The organism is Nonomuraea sp. LPB2021202275-12-8 (assembly GCF_037044575.1).
Classification (GTDB): Bacteria; Actinomycetota; Actinomycetes; order Streptosporangiales; family Streptosporangiaceae; genus Nonomuraea.
In genome coordinates, this window is sequence record NZ_JBAHWD010000026.1 from 66431 (window position 1) to 90871 (window position 24441).

The following is a 24441-nucleotide window of genomic DNA, read 5'->3' on the forward strand; positions in this document are numbered from 1 at the left end:
AATCCCTATATTCAACTACATATGCCGAAGGGATTTGGGGAAATATGACTTTCCGACATTAGTGCCCGCGAATGATCTCATTCGCCGGCCTGCGCGAGAGCCGCTCGCGGTGGGAGTAGAGCAGGTCAAGGGTCTCGTCGCGGGTGGTCGTGGTCACCGACAGCTTGGCGAAAGCCTGGTGGTAGGCCTCCACGATGACCGCGTCGGTGATCAGCTCGTCCGCTTCGAGGGCGTGCGAGCAGGCGATGTCGGGCTCGAACGCCTCGGGGAAGCGCCACAGGGTGAACGGCCCGGTGCGGGGCACGTACGCCGGATCGTCCATGGGCACGATGTGCAGCGAGATGTTCGGCCGCTTGGCGTAGTCGATCAGCATGTCGAGCTGGTCGAGCAGCACCTGGGGGGTGGCGATCGAGCGGAGCAGGACGCCCTCGTCCATGACCGCCCACACGACCGGGCCGCCCTGGCTCGCGATCAGCCGCTGGCGGGCCACCAGGATGTCCACCGCGCCGTCGGCCGTGGTGTGCCGGAAGGACCCCATGTCCATCGCCGCGATCGCCGCCAGGGCGTACGCCTCGGTCTGCAGCAGCGGCGGGACGAAGTGGGTGTGGTAGGTGCGGATGACCGAGGCCCGGCGGTCGATGGCGCACGTCGTGGCCAGCCACACGGGGACCGAGCTCGCGTCGTACCATTCCAGCTCGCGTTCGCCGCGGGCCAGCGACAGCACGTACTCGCGGGCGGGCATCGCGGTGACGCCGTAGAGGGTGAGCAGGCGCTCTACCGTGGCGGGGGCGGGGGCGAGCCTGCCCTGCTCGATCGCCTCGACCGCCACCGAGCCCTTGCCGAGCGCGGCCTCCACCTTCTCCGGTGAAAGCTGCGCGGCCGAGCGCAGGGAGTGCAGCCGCTCGCCGAGCGCCTGGCGCATCGCCTCCTCGAGCGGCGCGGCCGCGTCCGGGATCTCCATCGCGGGCTCGGGGTGCTCGGGCAGGCCCTCGGCCTTGCGCGCGAGCTCGATCACCTCGCGCAGCACCGTCAGCGAGCTCTCGGAGAGCCCGGAAGCGGACAGCCCGATGCCGGCCGCGCGGAGCTGGAGGTCGTCGACCGTGCCGGACTCCACATAATCCTCACCGACCAGCCAGCCCACACTCACCTGAAGGCAGGCGGCCAGCGCCCTGAGCACCTGGAGCGTCGGGTTGGTCTGCTTGCCGGTGCGCAGCTGGCTGACGTACGCGCGGGTGATGGGGATGCCGGCCTCGGTGAGCGCGGCGGCGACTTGAGCGCCTGTGAACCCTCGCTTGTTCAGCGCGAGATCGAGCCGCTCGGCGAACTTCGCCACGCGTACCTCCTGCTACCCATGAACGCTCTTCAGCGTAGACCTGGTAAGGCGCGCCGTCGGCTGCCCGCAGAGGTCACTCTTGCCGTACCTGAAGCCTCACGCTATCCGAAAACTGAGAGTTGACACCACATCCCGCGTTTGGCCAGTATCGTACGACACGTGGAAACTGTTACCTGACAGCCGGACCCTCTTCGGGACTCCGGCAGGGAGGTGGCCAGACGTGACCGTTGATCACCAGGTCAGTCCCTGGTTCACCAGAAATACGGCTTCACCGGTGCACGAGCGGGTGGTCGAGCGCATCTGCGCCCGGGCCGCGCCCGACGGGACGCCGGTTCACGTCACGGATCTGCCGCTGGGCGGCGTCCAGATCTGGATCGACGGTGACGGGGACAGGTGGAGCCTGTACCACCGCATGGCGCACGAGCTCAGGCTCGTCGGCTGGCACACCGAGACGGGCACCGACCGCCTGCTCGTGCTCGGCTGGAGCGCCGACTGCCTGACGCACCGCGTCGTCGTGCTGCACGCCGCCCTGGCCGGGCGGCTGGCCGACTTCGACCTGACGTCCTTCACGGCGGTCACCATCGCCACCCGGCTGCGCCAGGAAGGGCTGCCGGCCGCGCGGATCGTCCCCGAGGTGGAAGCCCGCATCCGCGAGGAGCTGCGCTGGCCCGGCCGGCTGGCGGACCTCGACGGCCTGCAGCGCATCGCCACCCTGGAACCGCTGCGGCTCAGGCTGGCGCAGGTCGCCGGCCTGGAGGCCACGGTGCGGCGCCGCTGCGGCGAGCACCTGTCGCTGGCGGGCCGCGTCGCCACCACGGTCGCCGGAGGCAGGGTGCCACCGAAGATCTACTTCGCCCGGCTGACCACGGGCCTGTCGGAGCGGATGGTCGCGGCCAGCGTCCCCAACCGCCCCATGGACCTGCCCCTGGAACCCCTACCCGTCATCCCCGCGGACAGCTACGCCGCGTCGGCGTGACGACCGCCCGCTCCCTCCCGGCCACCCCACCGGTCCGGCCCGCACGGCGAACCGGCACTGACAGGAGTGATCATGCTCACCGACGAGGTCCGCGGCCCGCACCGGCAGCCTCACGAGGTCCCGGTGCGCGGAACCCGCCCGGCCGGACCCGGCCGGGCGGCCGAGCGCGAGCAGACGGCGGCGGGCGGTCCCGCACCGGCGGCCCACCGGCTGCGGCAGGCGTCCGACGAGCTGTACGCCCGGTCACCCGGGAGGCCGGGATGAGCCGGGGCAGAGTGGGGGTGATGGTGCCGCCGGGCAACCCCTCGGCGGAGCCCGAGCTGACCCGTCTGCTCGGTTCCCGCGCCGACATGCACGCGAGCCGCTTCCCCGTACGGCCCGGCCTGGCGCTGGCCGAGCGGCTGGAGAGCTACAACGAGGCGCTGCCCGCCATGGCCTGCTCCTTCGGTGACCTGCCGCTCGACGCGCTGGTCATGGCCTGCGACAGCCCCCGCTACCTGCTCGACCCGGACGAGGACCGCGACGGCTGCCTGCGGCTGACGCAGGAGTGCGGGGTGCCGTTCGCCTCGGCGACGGTGGCCGTGCTGGAGGCGATCGAGCATCTCGGGCTGGAGGAGATCCACCTGATCTCACCGTACCAGCCGTGGCTCACCGAGCTGGCGGAGCGGTTCTGGAAGGCGGCGGGGCTGCGGATCGCGGGCGTGCTGCCGGTGCGGGCACAGGGCGGCTACGCGCCGTACGCGGTGACCCCCACGGAGCTGGTGGACCAGGTCAAGCAGGCGGACCTGCCGTCGGACGCGGTGCTGCTGTTCACCGGCAGCGGCATGGCCACGCTCCCCGCGTTGGGCACCCTCGGCGCCGGCAACGACCGGGTCCTGCTGACGTCCAACCTGTGCAGTGCGTGGTGGGCGCTGTCGCGGGCGACCGGCAAGCCGGTCACCCTGAACCGGACGCCGCACCGCCTGCCCGTACACGGCAGGGCCGCCTCGTGAACGGCCGGCACCGGCCGCCCGGCCCGCGCCCCGAGACGGGGGTCGTGATGCGCGTCCGATCCAGGGAGCATCCTGCTCACCGACGGCTCCTGCCCACCGCCACCACCGCGGAGCCCGTCTAGCGGGCCGCACCCTCAGAGCAGGCCAGGGCGAGGCCGGGCGCGGTTGCCGCGCTGACGTGAGGAGTTGTCGATCAGATGTGGCGGACGCTGTCGGACCAGGCGCGCGAGGCCATCGGCGAGCTCTGCGACGAGCACGGGAAACACCTCTACGACTACTGCCGCACGGCCCTGGCCGGCTCCGACGCCGAGCTGGCCGTCGCCGGCGCGCTGCTGTCGGCGCACGCGCACGCGGGCCGGCTGGCGGAGCCCCGGCTGATGCGGCCCTGGCTCTACGCGCTGGCGCGCGCCCACCGCGCCGCCATCGCGGCCACCAGACCGGCGAGCACCGGCTCGTGGTCGCGGCCCGGCGCGGCGCCCGATCTGGTGCCCGAGGGCCTGATGGCCCTCGACGGGCCGCACCGGGAGCTGCTCGATCTGTCGGTACGGCATGGCCTGACGCACGCGGAGATCGCCATGATCTTCGACGCGGAGGCGTTCGAGGTGGAGGCCCTCGTCACCGAGGCGGCCGACACGCTCGAGGAGTGGTTCGCCGCCGTGCGCGCGGCCAGGACCCGCGAGGGGTGCCCGCGGCTGGCCACCCGCGTGACGAACTGGACGAAAGCGCCGGGCAGGCGGAACCGCACCCGGATCGCCCGGCACATCCTGTCCTGCACCGACTGCCGGTCGGCGCCGCGAACGGTGCGCGCCGGCACGCTGCTCGGCCGCCTGCCGCTGGCCACGATGCCCAGCACGCTGCGCGAGCAGCCCGCCTGGGGCCGGCCCCTGCCCGACGACGACGCGGCGTGGCGGCCGGACGGGTTCCCAGCGCAGGCCCGCGGCCTGGTGGAGCCCCCACCAGCACTGATCTCCCTGGTCCCCGGCCCCACGACGGAGACCAGGGAACCCTCCTGGCCGGTGGCGGGCGCGGCCGCCACCGGCCAGGAACCCTCCACCAGCGTCACCGCCCCGGCGAACGGCAACACCCTGCTGGGCACGGCGACCGGCGCCCCGGGAACGGCCCCCGGCGGCACTCCCCCAGGAGCCGGTGACGCGCTGCCGGGGGCGGCGCTCGATCGCCGGACCTCCGACACGCCTCGCGACGGCAGCGCCGTCGGTGTGGTGGATGACGCCCCCCCGGGGGCGGAGCGGAACCGGGATCCGGCCGGCCGGGCGCATCGCGGCAGGGATCCGCTCGCCGCGCCCGGCACGGCCCTGCTGCACGCCGCGCACCAGGCGGGCGAGCGCCACGCGGCCGGCCCGGCGGTGCCGGACCAGAGGCACGACCGGCTGGTCGCCACCGGCCCGGCCAGGACCCTTCCGGAGATCCCGTCCCAGAGGCCCACGCCCACCCGGCAGGCGCCCGGGAGCCACTCGCCTCAGGTGACCTCCGACCTCGGCCGGAGGCTTCTCCAGGCGCCCGCCGCCGAGGCCGGGTCTCCTGCCCTCGGCGCCCCGCGCAGGAGTGCCGAACCAGGGGACAAACTCGTCTTCGCGGGTGCGTACATCCCGCGGGAGCGTCCGGTGCGGGAAGAAGTGCGGGTCAGGGTACGGGAGCCGGAGCTCAACGCCGAGCGGGCGCGGGTGCGAGAGCAGCATGAGTGGGAGCCCTCGCCGGTGCGGGAGGAGACGGACGAGCAGTGGGAGGAGTTCTGGGAGGAGCGTCCCGACGAGGACGACCCGGAGGCGCGGTTCTCCTTGCAGTGGCTCGTCCGGGCCGCGCTGGTCATCGGTCTGGTGATGCTGTTCGGAGGCCTGGCCTGGTCCGGCATCCAGGACCGGAGCCCGGAGGCGGCCACCCCGGCCCCCGTCCCGACGGCTCAGGCCCCCACCGCCCCCGAGCCCGTGCCCACGGCCGAGGCGGCCGTGCCCACGGCTGAGGCGAGCGACCGTACGCCGCCCAGCCCCACCGCCACTCCCGAGCAGGTGAAGAAGACGCTGCCCGCGCCGCCCGCGCCGGTGGCCCGCCTGTCACCGGAGTCGGTGCAGCTCGGCACCCGCCGCACCGGGACGTTCACGCTGTCGTGCACCGGCGTCTGCCAGGTCACCTCGTTCGCCGGCACGAACGGCATCGTGATCTCCGGGAACTCGTTCACCGTCCGGGCTCCCGCCGAGCGGCCGGGCTGTTCGGGCCCGCCCGTCACCGAGTCGGGCGTCATCACCATCGGCTGGTCCGGCGCCGCGACCGGCGACGGCCGCAGCACGGAAGGCACCGCCGCCGGCGACGGCACCCTGACGATGATCGTCTCCTGGACGGTCACCAGCAACAGAGGCGCCTTCATCCCCGACACGAACGGAGGCGGCTATTGGAGCAATTGCCCTAAGAGCGAATGAAACCCAGGCACGATGCACACCTGCCACACAAGAAGGCCTTGGACGCGATCCGCGCCCAAGGCCTTCACAGCGACACCGCTCCTAGAAGAACGAGAACCCCGGCTCCGGCTCCGGCAGGTTCAGCTCCTGCGGACCCAGGAACCTCGCGCCGTCCTTCGGCACGTCCTGGATCGGCGTCCCGAGCACGAACGGCAGGACCACGCTGCTCTTGGACAGGTCCACCGTGACGTTCGCCGCGGTGCCGGCCTCGGAGCTGTAGGTCGCGTCGGTGCCCGCGATCACCAGACCGATCCGGTGGCCCTTCTTGAAGGTGTAGTCATGAGGCAGCGTCTCCCACTTGACCTTGCCGTACCTGCCCACGGGCAGCGGCGAGGGCCTGCTCAGCGAGTCGCGGTTCTGCACGTCGATCCAGCCGCGGGCGACGATCTCCAGCGGCCGGTTCACCACGTTGGTGACGACCTTCCGATAGCAGCCGTCGTCGGCCGCGGTGCTCTCGCCGTGGCAGTCCTCCTCGGCGAGCGTGGTGATGCCCTGGCCGCGCCGCCAGTCGAGGCGGGTGTCGTCGCCGAAGTCGACGAGCAGCGCGGTCAGGTTGGAGGTGGGCTTGTCCAGCTTGACCCGCAGGTCGGCGGTGGGCGTGCCGGACAGGCGCAGGCTCAGCGGGAGCGCGCCCGTGGTGAACGCGACCCGGCCCGGCTTGGCCGTGCCCACGTCGGACACCATGTCGGACTCCGTCATGGCCACATCGGTGAACGTCGCGGTCGCGTTCCTGTCGGGCCGCAACCCGAGGGTGCCGTCGCCGGCCGGGCGCAGCGCCAGCTTGGCTGCGAGCGGGGCCGGCCAGTCACGCTGCGTGATCCACTGCGTGGGGCCGACCTGCACGTCGGCGCGCGGCTGGCGGGTGATGTCGTTGCGCACGCCGTGCAGCCAGTAGTCGAACCACCCGTGCAACTGGTCGACCCAGATGCCTCTGCGGCCCTCGAAGTCGAACGGGTCGACGTGCTGATACTGGCCGACCCAGATCTTGCGCGGCACGTTCCGCTTGGCCAGCGCCTGCCACCAGGTGGAGAAGTTGTCCGGCTTGACGTTCAGGTCGTTGCTGGTGTGCACGACGAAGACGCTCGCCCTGACCTTGGAGACGTCGCCGAGCAGGCCGTCGATGTAGTCGCGCTCGGCCCAGAAGGCGTTGTAGTCGCCGGTGTCGTCACCGTCCTCGGCGTCCATCCGGTCCCGGACCGCCTGGCACTTGGCCTCGGGGTCGGTGTCGACGTAGTTGGCCAGCCAGGAGGCGTAGTCGTAGTTGTAGATCACGCCGTTGGAGCGCTGGTACTTGTACCAGGAGCTGATCGCCGAGATGGGCACGATGGTCTCAAGGCCCCGCACGCCGGTGGCGGCCACCGCGTTGGCCAGGGTGCCGTCGTACGACTTGCCGATCATCGCGGACTTGCCGGTGGTCCAGTCGGCCACCGCGGGGCTGCCGTCCGCCCGGTAGGCCTTGGCCCGGCCGTTCAGCCAGTCGATGACGGCCTTGCCGCCGAGTACGTCCGCCTTGCCGCCGATGTCGGGGCAGCCGTCGGAGCGCGTGGTGCCGAGCATGTCGACGTTCAGTACGGCGTAGCCGCGCGGCACGAAGTAGTTGTCGTAGTACAGGGGGAACTTCGTGACATTGTCAGCGGCGTCGTAGACCTTCCGCTCCCCCTCGTTGCCGCGCCCCGAGTTGTCGTAGTAGGGGCTCTCGTCGATGACCACCGGCACCCTGAGGTCCGGACCGGACTCCTTGGGCCTGATGATGTCGACGCGCACCCGGTCGAGCCGGCCGTCGGCGTCGCTGTCGACGCTCGACTCGACGTACACGTGCTCGCGGACGGCGTCCGCGTAGGAGAAGACCGGCTGCGTACGGCCGTTCTCGACGGTGATCGCGGGTCCGGCTTCCGCGACAGCGGGAGTCGCCGTGCCCAGGATGAGGGCGGCGGCGATGAGGGCCGGGCGTAATTGTGGCACGCGTGACCTCCGTGACAGTGGCAGAGTACGAGCAATCTCTCAGAACCCCGGAACCCTGACAAGATCTGTACACGGTGGCCGGGGGCGGCGTCCCGAGGTGGACGGCGACTCGAAGGAGGCACATGCGGAACGTGGCGCGGACCTCCCTCGTGGACGCCGCCATCCAGCAGCTACGCGACCAGATCACCAGTGGTGCGTGGCCGGTGGGCACCAAGTTGCCGTCAGAGGTCAAGCTGGCGCAGACGCTGGGCATGAGCAGGCTGTCGGTGCGCGAGGCGCTGCGCGTGCTGGCGCACGTCGGGCTGCTGAGCACCCGGCAGGGCGACGGCACCTACGTGACGGCCACCGAGGAGTCACAGGTCGCCTGGCGCAGGCGGCTCGACACGGCGGCGGCCATGGACATCATCGACGTGCGGCGCGGGCTCGACCTGGTCGCCGCCCGGCTGGCCGCCGCCAGGCGCCGCGCCGACGACCTGGCCGGGATGCGCGCGGCGCTGGAGCTCAGGGACGCAGCCGCGCGGGCCGGCGACCTGGACGGCTTCGCGGACGCCGACGTGGCCTTCCACCTGAAGGTGGCGGACGCCGCCCACAACCCGCTGCTCAGCGACCTCTACCGGAGCATGGGCGAGGCGCTGCGCGACAGCGTGCGCAGCATGGAGCAGGCCGCGCTGGAGCCGGACAGCTCACACCACGACCTGCTCCAGGCGATCGAGGACGGAGACGCCGCCGGCGCGGTGGCGGTGTCGGTCGGCATCCTGGACAAGCACGAACGCGATCTCTGAGGGCCTGTCAGCCGTTGATGACGATGGTGTCGGCCTTGCCGTCCCGCGAGCCGTCCGGAGACAGGTCCTCGGGCTCGTCCGCGGGGGGGTCCGGCTCACGCCTGAGACGCGGCAGCCGCACGGCGGCCAGGGCGAGCAGCGCCCCGCCGACGGCGGCGAGCAGCAGCGCGTACATCGGGAACCCGCCCGCCTCCGCGCTCGCGGCCGGCCGCTCGGCGGCCTCCACCGGGGCGAGGGGCGCGGTGGCCGGGGCGGAGACCTCGGCGGAGACCTGGGCGGGCGCCTCGGGCCCGCCCTTGCCCGCGGGGAATCCCGGCGGCCGGATCGCCCCCCAGTAGTCCTTGTTCGCGTCCGCCAAGCGGCCCACCATCTCCGGCGGCACCGGGTTGATCTTGATATCGCCGGGCACGGTGAGCGTGCCCACCTCGTACGGCTGGAACATGCCCTGGACGGCCTCGATCTCGTACGTCCCCTTCGGCAGGTTGACGGCGGTGGCGTAGTGCCCGGCCTCGGGCAACGGGGTGCCGTTGTAGGTCACCTGCGTCCCGTCGGCGCCGGTCAGCGTGAGCCCCGTCCTGCCGAGGTCGCCCTCGAACGGATGGGTCCCGTGCTGGAGCACCCAGAATCCGATCGTGTACGAGGCGCCGGGGGCGAACTTGCCCGGCGCCGGGTCGAGATACGTCACCGCCCATCCGCCGGACGCCGATGCGGGCAGCCCTCCCACGGCGAGCGCGGCGACGGCGGCCAGGATGACCATGAATCTCCTCATGTCACACCTCCAGCCCTGGATACACCGGCCGACCGGCTCAGGTTCCGCACCGCGCCGCCATCCCGGCTGACGCACAATTGGGGGGTAGGCAGGGATCCGGCCAGAGGCGAGGAGGCTCGCGCGGTGTTCGCCACCGGACGCGAATATCTGACCGGGATGCTCGACGTCCTCGTGTACGAGGGCATGCTGCTCGCGTGGCGGCGCGCGCCTCTGGACGGTTACGTGATCATCTCGCACGAGAGCGAGGAGATCACCCTCACCACGGCACAGGCGGAGATGTGGATCCACGGCGCCTTCGCCGCCTACCTGTCACTGGTGGATCAGGGACGCATCTCACCCCGCATGCCCGAGGGCACCTGAGGTCACGCGGGGTTGCGGGCGCGCCCCAGGATGTGGGTGAGCCTGGGGCTGCCGGGCAGGTGGTGGACGAAGCGTTGGTGCTCCTCCACCACCAGCCCGCCGGCCTCGATCGCCGCAGCCGTCTCGCGGTTGGGCCGGCAACCGCCGGCCAGCCGCCGCCACAGCGGCGTGATCAGGTCCTGCAGGAGCCCCCGCACCGGGCTGGGAGAGCGGACGTGCTCGAAGAATCGCAGCTCGCCGCCGGACCGGAGCACCCGCCGCACCTCCGCGAGCGTCACGCGCTGGTCCGGCACCGAGCAGAGCACGAGCGACAGCACGACCGCGTCGAACGAGTCCGCGTCGAACGGCAGCGAGCCGGCGTGTCCCGGCACGACCACGACGGGGACCGGGGCGGTGGCGGCGGCCCGCTCGGCCGCGGCACGCAGCAGGTGCTCCGGCTCGACGGCCACGACCTCGGTCACCCCGGCGGGATAGTGCGGGAAGTTGAGCCCGTTGCCGGCGCCCACCTCCAGGACCCGGCCGCGGAGCCCGGCGAGCAGGCGAATCCGCAGGTCCGTCGTGGCAGGGTCGGCCCGGGCGGTCATCCGCTCGTACATGCGGGCGAAACGGGGATCCTGAAACTGCGACAGATCCTGCATGGGACTCAGACTAGGTCGCGGACGCCAGGACCGCGCCCGGCAGAGGTGCCGGGCGCGGTCGCCGTGCGGTGTCAGGAGGGGCTGTTGCTCATGAAGCGGTCGATCTTCCAGTCACCGTTGTCCTTGGTGAGCAGGAAGAACGCTCTGGTCTGGTCACCGCCCTGCCCGGCCGTGGCGCGGACGAAGGCCGCCTTGCCCATGGTCGTCGTCTCGTCGATGGTGGGCGTCCCCGCGGCCTGGTCCTCCTGGCCCTGGAAGAGGGTCTTCAGCGCCTGCGTGCCCTCCGCGGTCGCCTCACCTTCCACGGCGACCACCGCGTCGGAGGTGAAGGCCTGCACGGCCTGGTCGGCGTTGCCGGCGGCCAGGGCGGTGTAGAACTTCTCGATGACGCCGCGCGGCGATCCCTGGCCGGCGCCGCCGGTGGAGGTGTCGCCAGGTGACGGGCTCGCGGTGTCGGTCGGAGACTCCATGTCGGTCTGCATGTCGGTCTGCATGTCGGTCTCCATGCCCGTTTCCATGTCCGACGTCGGCGAGGCGGGACTGGCCGCCCCCTTCATCGCTTGTCCGTTACCGCCCGCAGCACAGCCGGCGGTGAGTAGGGCCGGAACGATCGCGGCCAGCAGGAAGCCCCTGCGCAGGAAAATCATGCTCATGACCGCTTTGATTCCCGCCCTGATCAAGGGCGAATGCCCTCTTTATCCACTTCGCACAGGGCCTTTACCTGGTCCGGCACGGGGGCGGCTATTACTCACGGTAACAGTTCACTGGATTTGGTGAGATCGTTCAGAGGTCGGATCGTTGCGTCTTCGAGACGCTCTCCCGGCGCGCCGCAGATACCGTCCGTCCAGTGCCGCAAAATGAGGCGATCCTAAGCACGCCCCCCGAACCCCTGCCGCAGCGCGACGACGCAGTGCGCTGCGACACCATCGACTCCGGACGGCGTTGTGTCCTTCCAGCGGCCCACCCCAGCGCTCACGTGTACGCGCCCGTGGAGACGGCCCGCCGTCTCTGAGTTTCTGCCGCTGCCCATGGGGCAGATGGGACGAATGTCACACAAAAGGGATGATCCGGTCACGGTGACGCCTTGCGAGGACGGCCCGCTGCTTCTCAGGGGGCCGTTCGAGCTGCTGACTCAGGACGGGAAGCGGATCGCGCCCGGCCGGGCGACCGTGGCGCTGTGCCGTTGCGGCCGGTCCTCAGCCAAGCCGTTCTGCGACGGCTCGCACAAGGTGGTCGGATTCCGGGCGTCCAGCGAGCCCGACGAGTGACGGCGCAGCCAGCGCGTCGAGTGGGCGGCCCGCCGCACCCGGCGCCCCGCGTACGGCACGCCCCCGGCGCACGCGGCCCCCAGGGCCAGCCAGCTGCAGACCGCCCGCTCCAGGACCCAGACCGGGGCGAACAGTGACCCGGTGGCGGGAAAGACCGCCCGGCCTCCCGCCCTGCGCCGCCCCGCCTCGGCCACGATCACGGTCATGGCCGAGGCCAGCCCCGCGCCCGCCGCCACCGCCCCGTAGCGGCGGCGCAGCAGCGCGCCGGCCACCGCGGGAAGCACCGACAGGAACAGCCCCATCCGGGCCGGCTGCGCCAGGTCGTCGTAGGCCTGCCGGACCCGCTGCGACCAGAACCGGCCCACCTCGCACGGCAGCCGGCGCACGAACAGGCCGGGCGCGCTGACGACCCGCCCGCCGCGAGCCCGCACGGTGCGGATCAGCTCCAGGTTCTCGAACAGCACGTCGCCGTCGTAACCGCCCATCCGCAGGAAGAAGGGCCTGCGGACGCCGAACGTGCCGGGGTAGTCGGCGCCGAGGGCCCGGTTGAGCAGCGTGCGGGCGGTGTCCCAGCGGGCGTGCCAGGGCAGCGGGTCGAAGTAGTTCTGGGGCCGCACCAGGTCGGCCTCGGCCAGCAGCCCGTGCATCCCGGCCAGGCCGCGCTCGTCGTAGCGGACGTCGTCGTCGGCGATCACCACACGGTCCGCGCGGGCCAGCCGGAGGCCGGTGGTGACGCCGGCGACCTTGCCGTTGACCGAGCGCAGATCCCCGTCGGGGCGCGCGTGCGTGACCAGGCCGCGCCAGTGGCGGGCGTGGCGGTCGAACAGCTCGCCGGGACTCCCGTCGACGACGATCACGTGCGCCCGACGGGACAGCCACCGCAGATAGGCGGTCAGCTCCGCGAGCCCCGCGTCGCCGTCCCAGCGCAGCGGCAGCACGTAGTCGAGATCCATCACCGGCCCGCGACCAGGTCCACCGGCTCCGGCTGCGCCAGCGAGGTGGCGTCGCGCTCCCAGCAGTCCATGACGTGCTCGCCCCAGAGCCGCTCCAGCGTCAGCGCGCAGGCCGCGCCGTACAGGATGTCCGCGGTGAGCGACGGGAAGGCGGCCGCGAAGCCGCCGCACAGGTCGTTGGCGGCGACCTGCTCGTGCACGGCGTCGGCCTGCACGTGCTCCTCGAAGAAGCGGGCGGCGGCGTCGCCGCCGCCGAGCCGTCGCAGACCGGCGGCGTAGCGGCGGTTGGGCAGCGATGAGGTCATCTCCAGCGCGGCCAGGTGGCCGACCAGCGCGCCGCGCAGCCGCCTGTGCAGGCCGAACAGCGACATCGCGGTGGAGATCGCCAGCGTGACGCCGGGCACGCGGCCGAGATAGGCGCCATAGGTGTCGTCGAGGCCGAGTCCGCGCATGGTGGTGCGGAACAGCTCGGAGTGCATCCGCTCGCGCCGGCCGCCGCCGTACTCGTCGGCCTGGATCTCCACGAGCGCGGCCTTGGGCCCGCCGTGCAGCCGGGGGATCGCCCACGTGTGCGGGTCGGCCTCCTTCAGGTGATAGACGGACCGGTGCGTGACGAACTCGCGGAACTGCTCCAGACCGGCCGTGCGCTGGAGGAACTGCGACACCGGCGGCCCCTCGTCGGCGACGGCCAGCGCGGTCAGCGCTCGCCGCACATGCTCGGGCGCCACCGGCGCGGGCCGCGGCACCATCTGGGCCAGCGCCCGCTCGACATGGCGCTCCAGCACGGCCCGCGCCCGCAGCAGCGACGGCTCCCACTCCCAGCGGTCGTCGACCTCGTCGAAGCCCTGGTAGTGCAGCTCGTAGCAGGCGAACAGGGCGAGCTGCAGGTCGTCGTCGTCCAGGGACGTGCCGGCGGGGCAGGCGGGCAGCGGGCCGATCTCTCCGGGCGGGCCGGCGAGCCGGGAGAAGAGCTCGGCGGTGATCGGGCCACGGGCGGCGGGCAGGCGCATCAGGCACTCCAGCGGTAGACCGACACGTGTGCGCGGCTGTCGTCGCCGAACGGGCTTCCGGCCCAGTCAGACCAGCGGTGCTCGCGCTCCATCCCGGCCAGTCTGGCCATCAGGTCCAGCTCGGCCGGCCAGGCGTAGCGGTGGTTGGCGGGCAGCATGCGCACCCCTTCGGCGCTCAGCCGCACCCGGGTGGTGTGCATGAGCTGCTCGGCGGGCGACAGCCGGGCCGCCTCCGCGACGACGACCTCCTCGGTCATGGACAGCAGCCGCAGCGCGCTGCCGCGGCTGAAGGCGGCCAGGTCGGGCACCCACGCCTCGACCACGAACCGCCCGCCGGGGCGCAGGTGCGCGGCGGCGTTGCGGAAGCACTCCACCTGGGCGTCCTGCGACGGCAGCGCGTAGATCGTGTTGGTGGACAGCACCACCAGGCCGAATTCGCCCTCGACCCTGGTGGTGGAGAAGTCGCCGATGGTCACCCGGATGTGCTCGCCACCCGGCTTGGCGCGCAGCACCTCGACCATGTCAGCCGAGCCGTCGATCCCCTCCACCCGGAGGCCGCGCGCCGCCAGAGGCAGGGCCAGCCGGCCCGTGCCGATCCCGAGCTCCAGCACCGGGCCGCCCTCGGCCAGCTCGTACAGCCGTGCGACGGTCTGCTCCGTCGGCAGGTCCCGGACAGTCGTGTCGTAGATGTCAGCGATGCCACGCCCGTAGGCGGAGGCGTCGAACGCAGGCACCATGCACCTCCCCCGTACCCCCCGGTTTCAGCAGGTGAATGCCCGGGGGCGGGTCGGCTAAACGCGCACCGCTACCTGCACGAGATCGCCGTCCAGGCGGACCGGATAGACCGGCACGGCGACCTCCGGCTCGTCCAGGCAGTGCCCGGTGACCAGCGAGAACACCTGCTTGTGCAGGGGCGAGGCGACGGTCGGCTCGCCCTTCCTGCTGCCGACGATGCCGCGCGACAGCACGTAGGCCCCGCTGAACGGGTCGAGGTTGCCCAGCGCGTGCACCGCGCCGTCATGGGTGCGGAACAGCGCCACCTGCCGGCCGTCGACGAGGGCGCACACGCCCCGCTCGGGCTCCAGAGCCTGATAGCCGCAGACGTCCACCCAGCTCATCGCAGCACCACCGGCTTGATCTGGTCCCGCTCGGTCGCGAAGACGATCGACGGGTCGGGCACGCCCGGCGCGTTGACGAAGCTGACGAACCTGCCGAGCTTGTCCGGATCCTCCAGAGTTGCTCGCCATTCGTCGACGTAGGTGGCGACGTGCCGGTCCATGTGCGCGTCCAGGTCGGCGCAGATGCCGAGCGAGTCGTCGATGATCACCGAGCGCAGGTAGTCGAGCCCGCCGTCGAGCGACTCCACCCAGGCGGCGGTGCGTTGCAGCCGGTCGGCCGTGCGGATGTAGAACATCAGGAAGCGGTCGATGGTCCTGATCAGCTCGTCGGTGGTCAGGTCGCCGGCCAGCAGGTCGGCGTGGCGGGGCTTGAAGCCGCCGTTGCCGCCGACGTACAGGTTCCAGCCCTGCTCGGTGGCGATGATGCCGAAGTCCTTCGACCTGGCCTCGGCGCACTCGCGGGCGCAGCCCGACACGGCCGACTTGAGCTTGTGCGGCGAGCGCAGCCCCCGGTAGCGCAGCTCCAGCTCGATCGCCAGGCCCACGGAGTCCTGGACGCCGTACCGGCACCAGGTGGAGCCGACGCACGACTTCACGGTGCGCAGCGCCTTGCCGTAGGCGTGGCCGGACTCGAACCCGGCCTCCACGAGCCGCCGCCAGATCTCCGGGAGCTGCTCGACCCGGGCGCCGAACAGGTCGATCCGCTGCCCGCCTGTGATCTTGGTGTAGAGGCCGAAGTCGCGGGCCACCTCGCCGATGACGATGAGCTTGTCCGGCGTGATCTCGCCGCCGGGGATGCGCGGGACGACGGAGTACGTGCCGTTCTTCTGGATGTTGGCCAGGAAGCGGTCGTTGGTGTCCTGCAGCGCGGCCCGCTCGCCCTCCAGCACGTGGCCGTTGTGCAGGGAGGCGAGGATGGAGGCGACGGCGGGCTTGCAGATGTCGCAGCCCCTGCCCTGGCCGTGCTCCGTGATGAGCTCGGAGAACGTGGCGATGCCGCGCACCCGGACGATGTCGAACAGCTCGGCCCTGGAGTGGGCGAAGTGCTCGCACAGGTTCTTGCTGACCTCGACGCCCGACTTCTCAAGCAGCTGCTTGAGCATCGGCACGCAGCTCCCGCAGGTGGTGCCAGCCCGGGTGCACGCCTTGAGGCCGGGCACGTCGGTGCAGCCCTGGTCCGCGATCGCATGGCGCACCGCGCCGGCGCTGACGTTGTTGCAGGAGCACACCTGCGCGTCCTCGGGCAGGTCCAGCTGAGCGCCGCCGCCGGTGAACAGCAGGTCGGACGGGGAAGCGGGCAGCGGCTTGCCGACGAAGGAGCGCAGCGAGGTGTACGGCGAGGCGTCGCCGACGCAGATGCCGCCGAGCAGCGTCTGGGCGTCGTCGCTGATGAACAACCTCTTGTAGACGCCCGCGACCGGGTCCATGTAGGTGACGTCGAGCGCGCCCGACATGGCGCCGAACTGGGCCACCTCGACGCCGAGCAGCTTCAGCTTGGTGGACAGGTCGGCGCCGTCGAAGCCGGCCCCGCCGCCCATGATCCGGTCGGCCGCCACCTCCGCCATGGTGAAGCAGGGCCCGACCAGCCCGTACACCATCCCGCCCGCGAGGGCGCACTCGCCGATGGCGTAGATGTCCGGGTCGGAGGTGCGCATCGCGGAGTCCACCACGATGCCGCCGCGCTCGCCCACGTCCAGCCCGCTCGCCCTGGCCAGCTCGTCGCGCGGCCTGATGCCGGCGGAGAAGACGACGACCTGGGCGTCGATGAGCGTGCCGTCGGGCTTGCGCAGTCCGGCGACCCGGCCCCTGGTGTCGGTGACGATCTCCTGGACGCCCGCGCCGGCGTGCACGCTGAGGCCGAGCTGCTCGATGTGGGCCTTCAGCACGGACCCGCCGCCCTCGTCCACCTGGCGGGGCATCAGCCACGGGCTCATCTCGACGATGTGGGTGCGCAGGCCGAGCGCGCGCAGCGCGTCGGCCGCCTCCAGGCCGAGCAGCCCGCCGCCGACGACGACGCCGTCGGTCGCCTCCTTGGCGGCCATCCTGATCGCGTCGAGGTCGTCGATGGTGCGGTAGACGTAGGCGTGCTCGGCGCCCGGCACCGGCGGCACGAACGGCGCCGACCCGGTGGCCAGCACCAGCACGTCATACGGCTCGGCCGCCCCGCCTTCGACGGTGACGTGGCGGGCCCGCCTGTCGATGCCGGTGACGCGGCTGTTCAGCCTGATCACCGCCTGGTCCGGCGCCGGGTAGGAGAGGTCCTCCGCGCTGACGCCGGACAGGTAGGAGGTCAGTGCCACCCGGTCGTAGGCCGGGCGGGGCTCCTCCCCGATGACCGTGATCCGGCCGTCGAAGCCCCGCTGCCGCAGGGCCTCCACGAGCCGGTGAGCGGCGGGGCCGTACCCGGCCACGACGATCTTCTTCATGCCGAGATCCCTTCCTGTTCGCACAACCAGCCGACGATCCCCTCCACGGCGTCGCGGCAGGTGCCGCAGCCGGTCGTGGCCCTGGTGGCGGCGGCCACCCCGGCCACGTCCCTGGCGCCCGCCTCCCAGCAGGCGCGGATCTGACCCTTGGTCACGTTGTTGCACTGGCAGACCTTGGCCGCGTCCGGCATCAGCACGGGGCTCTCGGCGACCGGCGCCGCCGACACGCCGGGGAACAGCAGCCCGGCCCGGTCCCCCGGCACCGGGCCGCCGCGGTCGAAGAGCTGGGTGAGCGTGCCGACGGCGTCGCTGTCGCCCAGCAGGATCGCGCCGACCAGGCGGCCGTCGCGGATGACGAGCTTGCGGTAGGTGCCCCTGGCGCGGTGGCTGAAGCGCACCACCTCGGCGTGCTCTTCGGTGAGCTGGGTCTCGCCCATCGCGGCCAGCTCGACGCTGCTGGCCTTGAGCCTGGTCACCAGCCGCGAGCCGCGGTAGCGGGCCTTGCCTCCGGTGATCACGTCGGCGGCCACGGCGGCCTGTTCCCAGGCGGGGGCGACCAGGCCGTAGACGTTGCCGTCGTGCTCGGCGCACTCGCCGATGGCGAAGATCGACGGGTCGTCGGTGCGCAACTCGTCGTCGACGACGACGCCGCGCCGTACCTCCAGACCCGCTTCGGCGGCCAGGCCGGTCAGCGGGCGGACGCCGCAGGCGAGCACGACCAGGTCGCCCTCGACCAGCTCGCCGCCGGCCAGCCGCACGCCCTCCTCCTCGACCGCCTCGGCGACCACTCCGGTGCGGATGTCCACGCCCAGCCCGGTGAGGGTCTCGCCCAGCACCAGCCCGGCCTCCGGGTCGAGCTGGCGCTCCATCAGGTGGTCGGCCAGGTGCAGCAGCGTGACCGGCAGGCCGCGGCCGGCCAGCCCGCGGGCGGCCTCGATGCCGAGCAGCCCGCCGCCGACGACCACCGCCCGGCGGCTGTGCGCGGCGGCCTTGAGGATGCGGTCGCAGTCGTCGAGCGTGCGGAACGGGATGGCCCGCTCGACGCCGGGGAGGCGGGGCACGATCGCCTCGCTGCCGGTGGCCAGGACGAGCAGGTCGTACGGCTCGCGCCGGCCGTCGGCGGTGTGCACGGCGCGGGACTCCCTGTCGATCCAGGCGACAGCGCTGCCCAGCGCCGCCTCCACCCGGTGGGTGCCGTACCAGGACAGCTCGTGCAGCCGCAGCTGTTCGGGTCTGGCCTTGCCGGCGAGCACGTTCGACAGCAGCACCCGGTTGTACGGGTGGCCCTCCTCGGCGCCGAACACGGTGATCGTGATGCGCGGGTCACGCGCCCGGACCTCGCTGACCAGCCGTGACCCGGCCATCCCGTTGCCCACGACGACGAGCCTCATGCGACCCGCTCCACTCTGACGGCGCAGACCTTGAACTCGGGCATCCGGGAGGTGGGGTCGAGCGCCGGGTTGGTGAGGCGGTTCGCCCCCTCCCAGTGAAAGGGCATGAACACGGTGTCGCTCCTGATCGCGTCGCTGATCCTGGCCACGCCCCGGCCCTCGCCGCGCCTGCTCGTCACCAGCACCTGGTCTCCCGCCTCGATCTCCAGCCGCTCGGCCAGATCGGGGTGGAGCTCCACGTACGGTTCCGGCGCGGCACTGGTGAGGGAGGCGATCCTGCGGGTCTGCGCGCCGCTCTGGTAGTGCGCCAGCACGCGGCCCGTCGTCAGGTAGACGGGGTAGTCCTCGTCGATGTCCTCCGCCGGGGGCCGGTGCTCGACGGGCACGAACCTGGCGCGGCCGTCGGGGGTGGCGAAGGAGTCGAGGAACGGCCGCGGCGTGCCGGGGTGCTCAGGCTCGGGGCAGGGCCAGAACACGCCGGTCTCGCCGGCGATCCGCTCGTAGGTGATGCCCGAGTAGTCGGCCGGGCCGCCCGCGCTGGCCCGGCGCAGCTCCTCGAACACCTTGCCGGGTTCGTCGGCGAAGTCGTGGCCGAACCGGCGCGCCAGCTCGGCGATCACCTCCAGGTCGCTCCTGACGCCGGGCGGCGGTTCGACGGCCTGGCGGCGCAGCAGGACGCGGCCTTCGAGGTTCGTCATCGTGCCGGTCTCCTCGGCCCACTGCGTGACCGGGAGCACCACGTCGGCCAGCGCCGCCGTCTCCGACAGCACCACGTCGCAGACCACCAGCAGGTCCAGCGCCCGGATCCGGTCGGCGACGTGGGCCGATCTGGGCGCGGACACGACCGGGTTGGAGCCGAACACCAGCATGGCGCGCGGCCCGTCCGGCGTGCCGAGCGCGTCGAGCAGCTCGTAGGCCGAGCGGCCGGGCCCCGGGAGGTCCTCGGGGAGCACGCCCCAGACGGCCGCGACGTGCTCCCGCGCCGCCGGGTCGTCGATCTTGCGGTAGCCGGGGAGCTGGTCGGCCTTCTGACCGTGCTCCCTGCCGCCCTGGCCGTTGCCCTGCCCGGTGAGACAGCCGTAGCCGGAGCCCTGCCTGCCGGGCAGGCCCAGCGCCAGGGCCAGGTTGACGAACGCGGTCACGGTGTCGGTGCCCTTGGCGTGCTGCTCGGCCCCCCTGCCGGTCAGGACGTACGCGCTGCGGGCCGCGGCGAGGGCGCGCACGGCCTCGCGCATGCGCTGCACCGGCACGCCGGTGATCCGCTCGACCCGCTCGGGCCACCAGGAGGCGAGCGAGGTGCGCACGGCGTCGAAGCCGGTGGTCCGCTCCTCGACGTAGGGCTCGTCCACCAGCTCTTCGGCGATGGCCAGGTGCAGCAGGCCGAGCGCGAGCGCCAGGTCGGTGCCCGGCGTGGGCCGCAGGTGCAGCCAGGCCAGCTTGGCCGTCGGGGTGCGGCGCGGGTCGATGACGATCAGCCGGGCGCCGTCCAGGTGGCGGACGAACGGCGGCATCGTCTCGGCGGGGTTCCCGCCCGCCAGCAGGACCACGTCGGCCCCGGCCAGATCGGTGATCGGGAACGGCATGCCGCGGTCCATGCCGAACGCCCGGATCGACGCGGCGGCGGCCGAGGACATGCAGAAGCGCCCGTTGTAGTCGATCTGGCTGGTGCGCAGGGCGACCCTGGCGAGCTTGCCGAGCAGGTAGGCCTTCTCGTTGGTGAGCCCGCCCCCGCCGAACACGGCCACGGCGTCGGGGCCGTGTTCGTCCCTGATGCCGCCGAGCCGCGACGCCACGTAGTCGAGCGCCACCTCCCAGGACACGGGTTCCCCATGCAGGAGCGGGCTGGTCAGTCGCGCGCCGTTGGTCAGCAGCTCGCCCGCCGTCCAGCCCTTCTGGCAGAGCGCGCCCGCCGAGTTGGCCGGGATGTCGGTCCGCGGGGTGATCGTCACCTCGACCCCGTCGGAGCCGATCGCCATCCCGCACTGCAGCGCGCAGTAGGGGCAGTGTGTCTTGACCGGTGAGTTCACGAGATCAGACCCGGGCGTAGGCGAGGCTGGCCACGCGCGAGACGCCGACGGTGCGCGTGTAGCACCACCAGGTGGCCACGAAGCAGGTCGCGTAGAAGGCGCCGAAGGTGGCGAAGGCGATGCTGGGGCTGCCGAACGCCGCGAACGACATGCCGAACGCCCGGTTGATGAGGAACCCGCCCAGCGCGCCGACCGCGGAGATGATCCCGATGGCCGCCGACGCCTGCCGCTTGCCGTACATCAGGGCCTCCTCGTCGCTGCCGCGCTCGGCGACCGCCTTGGCCTGGAAGATCGCCGGGATCATGCGGTACGTGGACCCGTTGCCGATGCCCGCGGTGAGGAACAGCACCTGGAAGGCCAGGAAGAACAGCCAGAAGTTGCCCGAGACGGAGCCGAGCCAGACGAGCAGCACCCCGCCGCCCATGGCCGCGAAGTTCCACAGGGTGACCGGCGCGCCGCCGAGCCGGTCGGCCAGCCAGCCGCCGACCGGCCTGATCAGCGATCCGACCAGCGGCCCGGCGAACGCGACCACCGCCCACGGCGAGCCGGGGAACAGGCTCTTGCTCAGCAGCGGGAAGGCCGTCGAGTAGCCGATGAACGAGCCGAACGTGCCCACGTAGAGGAACGACATGATCCACGTCTGCGCCTTGCCCGCCACCGCGAGCTGCTCGCGCGGGCTGGCCTTGGCGCTGGTCAGGTTGTCCATGAAGAACCAGGCGCAGGCTGCGGCGACGACGATGAACGGCAGCCAGAACCAGCCCGCCGCGGCGAGCCCGAACGCGCCGATCACCAGCGGCATGACGAACTGCACCGAGCTGACGCCGATGTTGCCGCCTGCCGCGTTCAGGCCGAGCGCCACGCCCTGCTTGTCGCGGGGGTAGAAGTAGGTGATGTTGGCCATGCTGGAGGCGAAGTTGCCGCCGCCGACCCCGGCCAGGGCCGCGATCACCAGGAACGTCCAGTACGGCGTGCCGGGGTCGCTCACCGCGACCCCGAGCAGGACCGCCGGGATGATCAGGAGGAGCGCGCTGACCACGGTGAAGTTGCGCCCGCCGAACCTGGCTGGGCCGAAGGTATACGGCACCCGCAGCACCGACCCGATCAGGTTGGGCAGTGCGACCAGCCAGAAGAGCTGGTCGGTGGAGAAGTCGTAGGCGCCCATCTGGGCGGCCACGATGCTCCACAGCGTCCAGACGGTGAATCCGAGATGCTCGGCCATGATCGAAAAGATCAGGTTGCGCCGCGCGACCTTCCGGCCCGTGCTCTGCCAGAAGGCCGCGTCGTCGGGATGCCACTCGGCGATCCAGCGCGCCATCGTTCCTCCTACGCTCGGTGGCGAGGACTCGAACGTAGGAAGCCGGCGTTACGCACACTGACGATCCGTCGCTGTGCGTTCGTTACATGTAACTCACCCGCGCAACACGCAATACACATGCGTCACGGCGGAAACACGATGTTAATGAAAGCCGCCGAAGAACGAGCGGACGTCGGCGACGAGCAGCTCGGGCTGCTCCATGGCGGGGAAGTGGCCGCCGGAGGCGAACTCCGACCAGTGAACCACCTTGTTGGCGCGCTCGGCGAGCCCCCGGACCGGCTGGACGTAGTCGTGGGCGAACACGGCCACCCCCATCGGCGTGGGTGAGCGCTCGGGCATGCTCCAGGCGTGGGAGAACTCCCAGTAGAGCTGCGCGGCCGAGTCGGCCGTGTTCGTCAGCCAGTAGAGCGAGACGTTGGTGAGCAGGCGGTCGCGGTCGACGCCGTCCTCGGTCCACTCGGTGAACTTCTCCGCGATCCAGGCGAGCTGCCCCGCCGGCGAGTCCGCCAGCCCGAACGCCAGCGTGTGCGGGCGCGTCGACTGGATGGCCATGTATCCGCCCAGCTCGCCGGTGAACCGCTCCAGCCCTTCGAGCCTGGCCCGGTCGGAGTCGCTCAGCCCGTCGAGCTCGCCCGGCTGTCCCGAGGGGAAGGTCATCAGGTAGTTCACGTGCACGCCGATCACGTGCTCGGCGTCGACGAGGCCCAGCTCTATGGACACGCCGGAGCCCCAGTCGCCGCCCTGCGCGCCGTAGCGCTCGTAGCCGAGCCTGGCCATCAGCGTGGCCCAGGCCTGGGCGACGCGGCGCAGCGTCCAGCCGGTGCTCGCGAGCGGGGCGGAGAACCCGTAGCCGGGCAGTGACGGGATGACCAGGTGGAAGGCGTCGGCCGGGTCGCCGCCGTGTGCCCGCGGGTCGGTGAGCGGGCCGATCACGTCGAGGAACTCCACGACGGATCCGGGCCAGCCGTGCGTGAGGATCAGCGGGGTGGCGCCGGGCTCGGGCGAGCGCACGTGCAGGAAGTGGATGTCCTGGCCGTCGATCGTGGTGACGTACTGCGGATGGGCGTTGAGCCGCGCCTCGTGCTCGCGCCAGTCGTAGCCGGTGGCCCAGTGGTCGACGAGCTCGCGCAGCTGCTCGGCCGGCACGCCGCGCTCGACGCCCGCGCCCGGCGTCTGGACGGGCAGGCGGGTCCGGGCCAGCCGTTCGCGCAGGTCGTCGAGGTCGGCCTGGGGGATGTCGACACGGAAGGTCCTGATCTCTTCGTTCATGGGAGAACCGTCTCAGCGATAGTGGCAAGCTATTTGCCTAGATCGCCAGGACAATGAGGAGATGCTGGAAACCTCCGCACGGTTGCTGCGCCTGCTGTCACTGCTGCAGACACGGCCCGGCTGGACGGGCGCCGAACTGGCCGACCGCCTTGCCGTGAGCCCGCGCACCGTCCGCTACGACATCGACAAGCTGCGCAACCTCGGCTATCCGGTGCACGCCGTGCCGGGCGTCGCGGGCGGCTACCGGCTGGGCTCGGGAGCCGAGTTGCCGCCGCTGCTGCTCGACGACGACGAGGCCGTGGCGGTCGCCGTCGGCCTGCGCACCGCGGCCGGCGGCACGGTCGACGGCATCGAGGAGGCCTCACTGCGCGCCCTGGCCAAGCTCGAACAGGTGCTGCCCGCCCGGCTGCGCCACCGGGTGCGGGCGCTGCACGGCCACACCGTGTCCCTCTCCCCCGGCGGGCCGTCGGTCTCCGCCGACACGCTCACCCTGATCGCCGCCGCCTGCCGCGACCACACCCGGCTGCGCTTCGACTACCGCACGCACGACGGCACCGCCGCGGCCCGGGACGCCGAGCCGTACCGGCTGGTGCACACCGGACGCCGCTGGTATCTCGTCGCCTGGGACGTCGACCGCGCCGGCTGGCGCACCTTCCGCGTCGACCGGATCACCCCGCGAGTGCCGCAGGGGCCCCGCTTCACCCCTCGCGAGAGCCCGCCGGACGACGTGGTGCCCAGGGGGGTCGACACCGCGCTGGCCCAGCATCGCGCCACGGCGACCGTGCACGCCCCCGCCGCCGTCATCGCCGGCCGCCTGCCCGCCTCCGTCCTCGTCGAGCCCGTGGACGACGACACCTGCCTGGTGCACGCGGGTGGCGACACGCCCATGCGGCTGGCTCTGCACCTCCTCATGCTGGACGCGGACTTCGACGTGGACGGCCCGCCCGAGCTGCTCGACGCGCTGCGCACGCTCGCCGCCCGAGCCGGGGGTTACCGGCCACAGCCTGGGGTAACTGCATCACATCAAGGGGGGAAATCATGATCAAATCGCTCCACAAGATGGGCATTAAGTCAAACCACATGTACGTGGCCGGAATCTGCTCGATCGGTCTGTCCTTCGCCACCTGGTTCGCCTCGAAGAACCGCGAATCCGCGGGCATCGACCGGGCCGACCGGTGGGGCATCTTCATCGGCCAGTGGGCCCCCACGTTCTTCGGCATGGGGGTAGCGCTCCGCATCGAGGAGACCCACCGCGGCGAGGAGGACCTGCAGGACGAGCTCCGGGGCGAGTCCAAGCACCGGTCGGATCGGATCCGCGCCGGCGTTTGACAGCTGTGCAGGCCGCGGGCCACGTCAGGGGGACGTGGCCCGCGGCCTGCGC

The 24441-nt window shown here is 72.1% G+C and carries 22 protein-coding genes and 1 pseudogene; 9 read left to right on the forward strand and 14 right to left on the reverse strand.

From position 1 onward, the window contains the following. Positions 1–58: 58 nt before the first annotated feature. Positions 59–1333, reverse strand: coding sequence for a helix-turn-helix domain-containing protein (locus V5E28_RS34880; protein ID WP_336213397.1), 1275 nt, complete (start codon positions 1331–1333; stop codon positions 59–61). 220 nt (positions 1334–1553) lie between these two features. Between V5E28_RS34880 and V5E28_RS34885 the strand changes: the two genes are divergently transcribed. From V5E28_RS34885 to V5E28_RS34900, 4 genes are all read left to right on the forward strand, one after another. Then, positions 1554–2309, forward strand: a complete 756-nt coding sequence (locus tag V5E28_RS34885; protein ID WP_336213399.1) for a hypothetical protein — start codon at positions 1554–1556, stop codon at positions 2307–2309. A 72-nt stretch (positions 2310–2381) separates the two neighbouring features. Further along, a complete protein-coding gene (locus V5E28_RS34890) occupies positions 2382–2573 on the forward strand; it encodes a hypothetical protein (RefSeq protein WP_336213401.1) in 192 nt (63 codons plus the stop codon). After that, positions 2570–3301 (forward strand): maleate cis-trans isomerase family protein, encoded by a 732-nt coding sequence (locus V5E28_RS34895; RefSeq protein WP_336213402.1) that lies wholly within the window; start codon positions 2570–2572, stop codon positions 3299–3301. Before V5E28_RS34890 ends, V5E28_RS34895 begins: the two co-directional genes overlap by 4 nt. 197 nt (positions 3302–3498) lie before the next feature. Beyond that, a complete protein-coding gene (locus tag V5E28_RS34900; protein ID WP_336213404.1) occupies positions 3499–5733 on the forward strand; it encodes a hypothetical protein in 2235 nt (744 codons plus the stop codon). 81 nt (positions 5734–5814) lie between these two features. Here the strand turns inward: V5E28_RS34900 and V5E28_RS34905 are convergent, their stop codons facing one another. Beyond that, positions 5815–7734 carry a Xaa-Pro dipeptidyl-peptidase gene (locus V5E28_RS34905; RefSeq protein WP_336213406.1) on the reverse strand — a complete coding sequence of 640 codons (1920 nt, stop codon included), beginning with the start codon at positions 7732–7734 and terminating at the stop codon, positions 5815–5817. 122 nt (positions 7735–7856) lie between these two features. Between V5E28_RS34905 and V5E28_RS34910 the strand changes: the two genes are divergently transcribed. Continuing rightward, on the forward strand, positions 7857–8516 hold the full coding sequence (locus V5E28_RS34910) for a FadR/GntR family transcriptional regulator (RefSeq protein WP_336213408.1): 660 nt from the start codon (positions 7857–7859) through the stop codon (positions 8514–8516). Positions 8517–8523: 7 nt separating this feature from the next. On the opposite strand, the gene V5E28_RS34915 is transcribed toward V5E28_RS34910, so the two are convergent. Further along, a complete protein-coding gene (locus V5E28_RS34915; RefSeq protein ID WP_336213409.1) occupies positions 8524–9285 on the reverse strand; it encodes a hypothetical protein in 762 nt (253 codons plus the stop codon). Positions 9286–9408: 123 nt separating this feature from the next. Between V5E28_RS34915 and V5E28_RS34920 the strand changes: the two genes are divergently transcribed. Next, positions 9409–9645: a hypothetical protein gene (locus V5E28_RS34920; protein ID WP_336213410.1), complete on the forward strand. Its 237-nt coding sequence runs from the start codon at positions 9409–9411 to the stop codon at positions 9643–9645. A gap of 2 nt (positions 9646–9647) precedes the next feature. Here V5E28_RS34920 and V5E28_RS34925 read toward each other — a convergent pair whose 3' ends face one another. Continuing rightward, positions 9648–10283 carry a class I SAM-dependent methyltransferase gene (locus tag V5E28_RS34925; RefSeq protein WP_336213411.1) on the reverse strand — a complete coding sequence of 212 codons (636 nt, stop codon included), beginning with the start codon at positions 10281–10283 and terminating at the stop codon, positions 9648–9650. Between the two features lie 71 nt (positions 10284–10354). After that, the gene (locus V5E28_RS34930; protein WP_336213413.1) at positions 10355–10936 is read right to left on the reverse strand and encodes a nuclear transport factor 2 family protein; all 582 of its coding nucleotides are present in this window, start codon (positions 10934–10936) and stop codon (positions 10355–10357) included. A gap of 393 nt (positions 10937–11329) precedes the next feature. Between V5E28_RS34930 and V5E28_RS34935 the strand changes: the two are divergent. Continuing rightward, a pseudogene (locus tag V5E28_RS34935) lies at positions 11330–11452 on the forward strand (hypothetical protein); the annotation flags it as partial. On the opposite strand, the gene V5E28_RS34940 reads toward V5E28_RS34935, so the two are convergent. The 9 genes from V5E28_RS34940 to V5E28_RS34980 all read right to left on the reverse strand — a co-directional run bounded on the left by V5E28_RS34940 (position 11416) and on the right by V5E28_RS34980 (position 23060). After that, positions 11416–12504: a glycosyltransferase gene (locus tag V5E28_RS34940; protein WP_336213414.1), complete on the reverse strand. Its 1089-nt coding sequence runs from the start codon at positions 12502–12504 to the stop codon at positions 11416–11418. The pseudogene V5E28_RS34935 and the gene V5E28_RS34940 overlap by 37 nt on opposite strands. Beyond that, a complete protein-coding gene (locus V5E28_RS34945) occupies positions 12504–13514 on the reverse strand; it encodes an iron-containing redox enzyme family protein (protein ID WP_336213416.1) in 1011 nt (336 codons plus the stop codon). The genes V5E28_RS34940 and V5E28_RS34945 overlap by 1 nt, the downstream gene beginning before the upstream one ends. Next, complete coding sequence (locus tag V5E28_RS34950; RefSeq protein ID WP_336213417.1) at positions 13514–14251, reverse strand: class I SAM-dependent DNA methyltransferase; 738 nt, start codon at positions 14249–14251, stop codon at positions 13514–13516. Before V5E28_RS34950 ends, V5E28_RS34945 begins: the two co-directional genes overlap by 1 nt. Positions 14252–14305: 54 nt before the next feature. After that, positions 14306–14632 carry a nitrite reductase small subunit NirD gene (gene nirD, locus V5E28_RS34955; protein WP_336213419.1) on the reverse strand — a complete coding sequence of 109 codons (327 nt, stop codon included), beginning with the start codon at positions 14630–14632 and terminating at the stop codon, positions 14306–14308. Beyond that, a complete protein-coding gene (gene nirB / locus V5E28_RS34960; RefSeq protein WP_336213421.1) occupies positions 14629–17058 on the reverse strand; it encodes a nitrite reductase large subunit NirB in 2430 nt (809 codons plus the stop codon). Before nirB ends, nirD begins: the two co-directional genes overlap by 4 nt. Next, complete coding sequence (locus tag V5E28_RS34965) at positions 17055–18449, reverse strand: FAD-dependent oxidoreductase (protein WP_336213423.1); 1395 nt, start codon at positions 18447–18449, stop codon at positions 17055–17057. The genes nirB and V5E28_RS34965 overlap by 4 nt, the downstream gene beginning before the upstream one ends. After that, positions 18446–20476: a molybdopterin oxidoreductase family protein gene (locus V5E28_RS34970; protein ID WP_336213424.1), complete on the reverse strand. Its 2031-nt coding sequence runs from the start codon at positions 20474–20476 to the stop codon at positions 18446–18448. The genes V5E28_RS34965 and V5E28_RS34970 overlap by 4 nt, the downstream gene beginning before the upstream one ends. 4 nt (positions 20477–20480) lie before the next feature. Continuing rightward, complete coding sequence (locus tag V5E28_RS34975) at positions 20481–21791, reverse strand: MFS transporter (protein WP_336213426.1); 1311 nt, start codon at positions 21789–21791, stop codon at positions 20481–20483. A 141-nt stretch (positions 21792–21932) separates the two neighbouring features. Next, entirely contained in the window at positions 21933–23060 is a 1128-nt protein-coding gene (locus V5E28_RS34980; protein WP_336213427.1) for an epoxide hydrolase family protein, read from the reverse strand. 61 nt (positions 23061–23121) lie between these two features. Between V5E28_RS34980 and V5E28_RS34985 the strand changes: the two genes are divergently transcribed. Then, positions 23122–24102 (forward strand): helix-turn-helix transcriptional regulator, encoded by a 981-nt coding sequence (locus V5E28_RS34985; RefSeq protein WP_336213428.1) that lies wholly within the window; start codon positions 23122–23124, stop codon positions 24100–24102. Then, the gene (locus tag V5E28_RS34990; protein WP_336213429.1) at positions 24099–24389 is read left to right on the forward strand and encodes a hypothetical protein; all 291 of its coding nucleotides are present in this window, start codon (positions 24099–24101) and stop codon (positions 24387–24389) included. Before V5E28_RS34985 ends, V5E28_RS34990 begins: the two co-directional genes overlap by 4 nt. Positions 24390–24441 lie beyond the last annotated feature (52 nt).

Excerpts from the sequence above, each read along its gene's own strand:
- V5E28_RS34985 (WP_336213428.1), top strand. The coding sequence starts at position 23,122 with ATGCTGGAAACCTCCGCACGGTTGCTGCGCCTGCTGTCACTGCTGCAG.
- V5E28_RS34990 (WP_336213429.1), top strand. The coding sequence starts at position 24,099 with ATGATCAAATCGCTCCACAAGATGGGCATTAAGTCAAACCACATGTAC.
- V5E28_RS34950 (WP_336213417.1), bottom strand. The coding sequence starts at position 14,251 with ATGGTGCCTGCGTTCGACGCCTCCGCCTACGGGCGTGGCATCGCTGAC.
- nirB (WP_336213421.1), bottom strand. The coding sequence starts at position 17,058 with ATGAAGAAGATCGTCGTGGCCGGGTACGGCCCCGCCGCTCACCGGCTC.
- V5E28_RS34915 (WP_336213409.1), bottom strand. The coding sequence starts at position 9,285 with ATGAGGAGATTCATGGTCATCCTGGCCGCCGTCGCCGCGCTCGCCGTG.
- V5E28_RS34890 (WP_336213401.1), top strand. The coding sequence starts at position 2,382 with ATGCTCACCGACGAGGTCCGCGGCCCGCACCGGCAGCCTCACGAGGTC.
- V5E28_RS34940 (WP_336213414.1), bottom strand. The coding sequence starts at position 12,504 with ATGGATCTCGACTACGTGCTGCCGCTGCGCTGGGACGGCGACGCGGGG.
- V5E28_RS34945 (WP_336213416.1), bottom strand. The coding sequence starts at position 13,514 with ATGCGCCTGCCCGCCGCCCGTGGCCCGATCACCGCCGAGCTCTTCTCC.
- V5E28_RS34925 (WP_336213411.1), bottom strand. The coding sequence starts at position 10,283 with ATGCAGGATCTGTCGCAGTTTCAGGATCCCCGTTTCGCCCGCATGTAC.
- V5E28_RS34975 (WP_336213426.1), bottom strand. The coding sequence starts at position 21,791 with ATGGCGCGCTGGATCGCCGAGTGGCATCCCGACGACGCGGCCTTCTGG.
- V5E28_RS34900 (WP_336213404.1), top strand. The coding sequence starts at position 3,499 with ATGTGGCGGACGCTGTCGGACCAGGCGCGCGAGGCCATCGGCGAGCTC.
- nirD (WP_336213419.1), bottom strand. The coding sequence starts at position 14,632 with ATGAGCTGGGTGGACGTCTGCGGCTATCAGGCTCTGGAGCCCGAGCGG.
- V5E28_RS34980 (WP_336213427.1), bottom strand. The coding sequence starts at position 23,060 with ATGAACGAAGAGATCAGGACCTTCCGTGTCGACATCCCCCAGGCCGAC.
- V5E28_RS34895 (WP_336213402.1), top strand. The coding sequence starts at position 2,570 with ATGAGCCGGGGCAGAGTGGGGGTGATGGTGCCGCCGGGCAACCCCTCG.
- V5E28_RS34930 (WP_336213413.1), bottom strand. The coding sequence starts at position 10,936 with ATGAGCATGATTTTCCTGCGCAGGGGCTTCCTGCTGGCCGCGATCGTT.
- V5E28_RS34910 (WP_336213408.1), top strand. The coding sequence starts at position 7,857 with ATGCGGAACGTGGCGCGGACCTCCCTCGTGGACGCCGCCATCCAGCAG.
- V5E28_RS34965 (WP_336213423.1), bottom strand. The coding sequence starts at position 18,449 with ATGAGGCTCGTCGTCGTGGGCAACGGGATGGCCGGGTCACGGCTGGTC.